The sequence below is a fragment of the Bacillus cereus group sp. BfR-BA-01383 genome, from assembly GCF_022663495.1.
GTDB lineage: Bacteria > Bacillota > Bacilli > Bacillales > Bacillaceae_G > Bacillus_A > Bacillus_A cereus_AU.
On the sequence record NZ_JAKUFP010000073.1, the window covers coordinates 1 to 6,189 of the forward strand.

The following is a 6,189-nucleotide window of genomic DNA, read 5'->3' on the forward strand; positions in this document are numbered from 1 at the left end:
AAAAATAAAAATTGACGTTTCACGTTGTTTGTTTCGTTCAGTTTTCAAAGAACTTCTTTGTCGCTCATTTGCGACTCCCTTATGTTAACATTTTCATATTTCAATGTCAACTAAGTTTTTCATTTTGTTTTTATTTCGTTTGCCGCTTTCTGCGTTGTTGCTACCGGCGACTTGTTCTATATTACACCTCCAAAGTACAATCGTCAACACCTTTTTATAAAGATATTTAATTTAATATCTTCGTACTCTTTTATCTCCAGGTAAGGACCTATAAAGATTTCATTAAAATAGAAACCATCGTCTACTTTTCTTTACTAATCTATTCTTCTAAATACTATTCAATTTAGATACTTCTCTATTACAAAGGACTCGCTTCCCCCATCTTATCGAACTTATACGATTGACTCTTTCCAGCTAAACTAGCAACCTTATTTTAACAATTAATAGTATATAATTAGAAAGTTGCTTTATTTTTTATTACCACTCCCTATTCCCCTTTGTTTATCAAATTGTACTATTAATAACATTCTATTAGAAGCAGGTGACGATATGAAAGATATACGTATTCTTATAGCAGATGACGATAAAGAAATTCGAGACTTATTAAAAAGATATTTAGAGCGAGAATTATATATGGTAGATACTGCAATTAACGGCGAAGAAGCATTGCATTTATTTAATCAAAACGACTATAACCTCGTTATATTAGATCTTATGATGCCAAAAGTAGATGGGATTGAAGCATGTAGAAAACTTAGGGATACAACTAACATACCGATATTAATGCTAACTGCTAAAGATCACGAAGTTGATAAAATTTTAGGTTTAAGCATTGGGGCTGATGATTATATTACGAAACCTTTCAGTATTCACGAAGTGGTTGCACGAGTAAAATCTCTTATGCGACGCTTTTTAGTTCTTGGAAGTAACACTACTGTACAAGAGAAAACAACTTTAGCATTTAAAGGGCTAACTATCGATTTAAATAAATACACGGTTCATACAAACGATACAGAAATCAACTTAACCGGAAAAGAACTTGAACTATTAAGATTCTTTACCTCAAACCCAGGGCAAGTATTTACAAAAACACAGCTCTTCCGAAATGTGTGGGACGATAATTATATAGAAGATGATAATACCGTTATGGTACATATTAGAAAACTTAGAAAGAAAATAGAAATCGATCCTTCCAATCCAAAATTCATTCAAACTATATGGGGAATTGGTTATAAGTTTGTAGGTGAAAAACTTGAAGACTGATAAGATCCTCTTTCTTATTTCATTACAACTTATCATTTGCGGGCTTTTAAATATAAGCATGGGCCCCAAAGTAAAAATATCTTTATTTATTACTCTTATCTTAATTACAATATATCTTTTCTTTTCAAGAATACACTTTATTCAAAGTCGCAAATCAATGGTCACTAAATTAAATCGTGCACTTAAAGGAAATTTACAAACAAGATTATTCACGAACAATGATCGCTCATTACATAATATCGTGTTTTCAATAAACGAGTTAATAGCTGAATTAGAAAAAGTTCAGATTGAGGCGAAAAAATCCGAGGAATCGAGAAAACAAATTTTGTCTAGTGTCTCGCATGATATCCGAACACCACTCACTTCTATTATTGGATATATTGATGCTTTGAAAGATAGGGTTGCTGCTTCTGAAATAGAAAAGCAAGAGTATATTAAAATACTTTATATGAAATCAAACAACTTAAAGCATCTAGTTGATGAAATATTCAATATGGCAAAGCTAGATGCTAATGAATTTCCATTAAAAGAAGAAGAACTCGATTTTTCTGAAGTTACTAGAGAAGTGTTAATCGAGTTTTTACCTGAGCTTTCAAAACATAATATCGAACTACAAGTTCTCATACCAGAATCTACTTGTCCTATTATTGCAGATCATCTTAGCCTTATACGGATTATAGGGAATTTAACAAAAAATGCTATCTATTACGGAAAAGATGGGAAAATAGTAGGAGTCGAGCTACTAGAAACCGATACAGAATATGAACTTCTTATTTGGGACAAAGGACCCGGTATTCCAAAACATGATTTACAAAACGTATTTGAGCGAATGTACCGAAGCGAACAATCAAGAAATTCCTCTTTTGGTGGTAGCGGCCTTGGGCTTTCTATTTGTAAAGCGCTCGTTGAGAAAAATGGTGGGCATATATGGGTCAACAGTATTCCTTGGGAAAGAACTACTTTTGGCTTTTCCATCCCAAAATACACTACTTTTAAGAAATAGTTAAGAAATGATTAATACGTAGTTAAACCCTTCTTTTTATCATGTAATTAAGAACTTATAGAAAGTAGGTGTCTCCTATAAATACAATTATAAAGACGACGAATCTTACTAAAATATACGGCACTCAAAAATCAGTAGATAATCTAAATATCAATGTACAACAAGGCGAGATTTATGGATTCATAGGACGTAACGGTGCCGGTAAAACAACAACCATTCGTATGCTTCTCAGCCTTATAAAACCTACAAGTGGAAATATTGAAATATTCGGGGAAGATTTGTTTCAAAACCAAAAAGACATTTTAAGAAGAATTGGTTCTATCGTTGAAGTTCCAGGGTTTTATGAAAACTTAACAGCACAAGAAAACTTATTAATTAATGCAAAGATAATTGGAGTTCACAAGAGGAATGCAATTGAAGAGGCCTTGGAAATTGTAGGTTTGCAACACGAAACAAAAAAATTAGTAGGAAAATACTCTTTAGGAATGAAACAACGCTTGGGAATTGCACGTGCACTTCTTCATTATCCTGAACTACTCATATTAGATGAACCAACTAACGGTCTAGACCCCATCGGTATTAAAGAAATGCGAAAACTTATTAAATCTTTAGCTCAAGAAAGAAATATAACGATACTTATTTCTAGTCATATATTAGCCGAGGTAGAACAATTAGTCGATCGTATGGGGATTATTCATGAAGGAAGGTTACTAGAGGAAGTTTCTCTTGATACGCTGCGTAAAGCAAATCGTAAATACATAGAATTCCAGGTGAATAATGACCATAAAGCTGCGATGCTATTAGAAAATCATTTTCAAATTTTTGATTATGAAGTACGTGATGAAGGGAACATTCGCGTTTACTCTCATTTCGGACAGCAAGGACGTATTAACAGAGCGTTTGTTCTTAACGATATTGAAGTATTAAAAATGGTGATGAGCGCAGACAGATTAGAAGATTATTTCACCAAGCTAGTTGGAGGTGGAAAGATTGGTTAATCTACTCTATACAGAACTATTAAAATTAAAACGCTCTAATATGTTTTTGATTAGTATTATTGGGGCTGGTGTCGCACCTTTCTTAGTAGTAGTAGCGTCTTATATACACATAAAAACAAAACAACCAACTCCGACTATTTTGTTCCATCAATTATTCACTGAAGTTAACTTATATACTACTTTAATTATAGGATTCCCCTTATATGGAGTAGTGGTTGCTTATCTGTTTACCCGTGAATATACAGAAGATACACTAAAACATTTACTAACTATCCCAGTATCACGCATTAGCTTTATTATAAGTAAGTTCATCCTTCTATTCCTTTGGATCATGATGCTAACTTTAATCGCTTGGGCACTAACTTTATTATTAGGGCTACTAGGTAGCTTCCCTGGATTTAGTATCACCTTACTTTTAGACTCTCTCGTAAAATTTTTAGTATGTGGTGGACTTCTTTTTCTATTGTCTTCACCTATTGTACTACTAACTCTTGTAATGAAAACCTATGTACCGCCTATTATATTAACAATTATTATTACAATGACTAACCTTATGATCGTAAATTCAAAACACAAAGACCTATTCCCATGGACCGCCACTCTAGATATAGCGAATAACGAATTACAATCGACTTATCCACCAGAGTATTCTTATATCATCATCGCGGTAACTACCATTTTCGGATTTATTGCAACACTATTCTATTTTAAGAGAGTAGATATTCATTAATTTACAGGAGTGAAACTATGAGTGATATCATTATTGCCTTCATACTCGGTATTGTAGAAGGGTTAGCTGAATTTTTACCTATCTCTTCTACTGGTCATCTTATATTAGTCGGACATTTATTAGGTTTTGAAGGAGAGCGGGCAAAAACGTTTGAAATTGTCATTCAGTTAGGAGCGATCTTAACTATCGCTATCTTATATCATAAACGCCTTGTTTCTTTATGTAATATTAAGCCTCTTCTAAGAAAAGAGAAAAAATTCAACGCATTACATGTATTCCTTGGCGTATTTCCGGCAGTAGTTGCTGGTTTACTACTACATGATGTTATTAAAACATACTTATTTCAGCCGTATACTGTCGTAATCGGACTTGTAGCAGGGGCAATTCTTATGATTTTTGCAGAAGTAAAAAAGAAAGAGGCAACCGCCTTTTCACTGGATGATTTAACATACCGACAAGCATTAACAATTGGATTATTTCAATGCTTAGCAGTATATCCCGGCTTCTCTAGAGCTGGTTCTACCATTTCTGGAGGTCTATTAGCGAAAGTAAATTATAAGACTGCATCTGAGTTCTCTTTTCTCATTGCTCTTCCTGTAATGGTTGGAGCCACAGGTTTAGACTTATTAAAAAGTTGGAAGTATTTAAGTGTCGATGACATTCCTATGTTTGCGGTAGGATTCATTACCTCTTTTATAGTAGCAATGCTAGCAGTAGTAACTTTTTTGAAACTTTTAGAGAAGATAGGTTTAAAACCTTTTGCATATTATCGTATTTTATTGGCTATCTTATTTACGCTTTTCGTATTGCTATAGATTCATATAAGTCACATATTATTAAACCGATATTCAAGTTGGAATATCGGTTTTTAACTATTTCACCTCTAGTATTACTCACTTCAATATGGCATATTAGTAATACACCACCATTAATAATCTGAATATTATTTGAACTAATCATTAAAATATACAAAATCAAAAGCTATACTTGAAACCCGAGCCTAGTAATAGTATTTCTTCTTTAAACGCATGTACTAAACTCAAAATAAGCACCTCAATTGATTGTGTGTACCTATTACACCATCCAGAACGAATGTTCTACCTTCTTTGTTATACACCTTTTCAAATCCATAAAAGTGATATAAATGTTCAAACAGATGCAAAATCTGGAAATTGGTTGTTCGGCCGTGGTTCTCTTGATATGAAAAGTGGCGCTGCAATTCATTTAGCCAATATACTATACTTCAATTACTTTATTTATGAAGCTACAACAAAAAAGTCCTTTCCCAACTATTAGAGGAAACAAGTAAAATTAATATGGGGGGCTACGGGAAAGATGGTCACAAATGGACAGAACGGGTTTACAAACCATATTCATTTTGTGTATTGCTGCTATTGATCCGTAATACAACAATACAAATTTCAAATGACTACAAGGATATTACAACTAAGCAAATCATCCAAGGATTATAAAGAGAATTAATATTAACTAAGGTGAGGTAACGATACAAATGAATCCATTAGCACAAACATATTGGGATACTTATTGGGGGAATAGCGAGAAACCGACATCTGTTACAGCTTGGCAGTTTGGTGATTCTCCTGATTATCTCACACAGTTAGTAATTGACGGTGTAAAAACAGCAACATGCTCCGCTCATATTTTTTATGAATTAGAAAACGAACCGCTACCAACAAACGATGATTATAGTATTGTACTCAATAGTCAAGATGAACCTGTAGCTATCATTAAGACAATAGAGGTAACTGTAACACCAATGAATGAAGTAACCGAAGAATTCGCTATCGCTGAAGGTGAAGGCGATCGTACCTATAGTTACTGGCGAAACACCCATATTCAGTTCTTTACAAAGGAACTAAACGAGCTTGGTCTTAGCTTTTCTGAAGATATGCTGCTCGTTTGCGAACGTTTTGAGCTTATTGATGTGAAACTATACTAAATAAAAATCCTCCTGAAAATTTATACTGTATAAATACACTTACCTTTAAACAAATAAGCTTGTTACCCATGGATTTCTTGAGCCATAGATAACAAGCTTATTTCATTAAACACAAAAAAGACGAGTCATTCTGACTCGTCTTAGAGTTGCTTGGCGACGTCCTACTCTCACAGGGACAAGGTCCCAACTACCATCGGCGCTAGAGAGCTTAACTTCCGTGTTCGGTATGGGAACG

At 33.7% G+C, this 6,189-nt stretch carries 6 protein-coding genes, 1 rRNA gene and 1 pseudogene; 7 read left to right on the plus strand and 1 reads right to left on the minus strand.

From position 1 onward, the window contains the following. The first annotated feature begins 549 nt into the window (after positions 1-549). The 7 genes and pseudogenes from MR065_RS26690 (at position 550) to MR065_RS26720 (ending at position 5,954) form a co-directional block, all read left to right on the plus strand. Positions 550-1,263, plus strand: coding sequence for a response regulator transcription factor (locus tag MR065_RS26690; protein ID WP_242215698.1), 714 nt, complete (start codon positions 550-552; stop codon positions 1,261-1,263). Further along, complete coding sequence (locus MR065_RS26695) at positions 1,253-2,266, plus strand: sensor histidine kinase (RefSeq protein WP_242215699.1); 1,014 nt, start codon at positions 1,253-1,255, stop codon at positions 2,264-2,266. Before MR065_RS26690 ends, MR065_RS26695 begins: the two co-directional genes overlap by 11 nt. A gap of 68 nt (positions 2,267-2,334) precedes the next feature. Then, entirely contained in the window at positions 2,335-3,264 is a 930-nt protein-coding gene (locus MR065_RS26700) for an ABC transporter ATP-binding protein (RefSeq protein WP_242215700.1), read from the plus strand. Continuing rightward, positions 3,257-3,994, plus strand: a complete 738-nt coding sequence (locus MR065_RS26705; protein WP_242215701.1) for an ABC transporter permease — start codon at positions 3,257-3,259, stop codon at positions 3,992-3,994. Before MR065_RS26700 ends, MR065_RS26705 begins: the two co-directional genes overlap by 8 nt. A 17-nt stretch (positions 3,995-4,011) precedes the next feature. Then, positions 4,012-4,809, plus strand: coding sequence for an undecaprenyl-diphosphate phosphatase UppP (uppP, locus tag MR065_RS26710; RefSeq protein WP_242215702.1), 798 nt, complete (start codon positions 4,012-4,014; stop codon positions 4,807-4,809). Between the two features lie 322 nt (positions 4,810-5,131). Further along, a pseudogene (locus MR065_RS27870) lies at positions 5,132-5,242 on the plus strand (hypothetical protein); the annotation flags it as partial. 262 nt (positions 5,243-5,504) lie between these two features. Next, positions 5,505-5,954, plus strand: a complete 450-nt coding sequence (locus tag MR065_RS26720; protein WP_242215703.1) for an ASCH domain-containing protein — start codon at positions 5,505-5,507, stop codon at positions 5,952-5,954. A gap of 148 nt (positions 5,955-6,102) precedes the next feature. Here the strand turns inward: MR065_RS26720 and rrf are convergent. Further along, positions 6,103-6,189, minus strand: a 5S ribosomal RNA gene (gene rrf, locus MR065_RS26725); the annotation flags it as partial.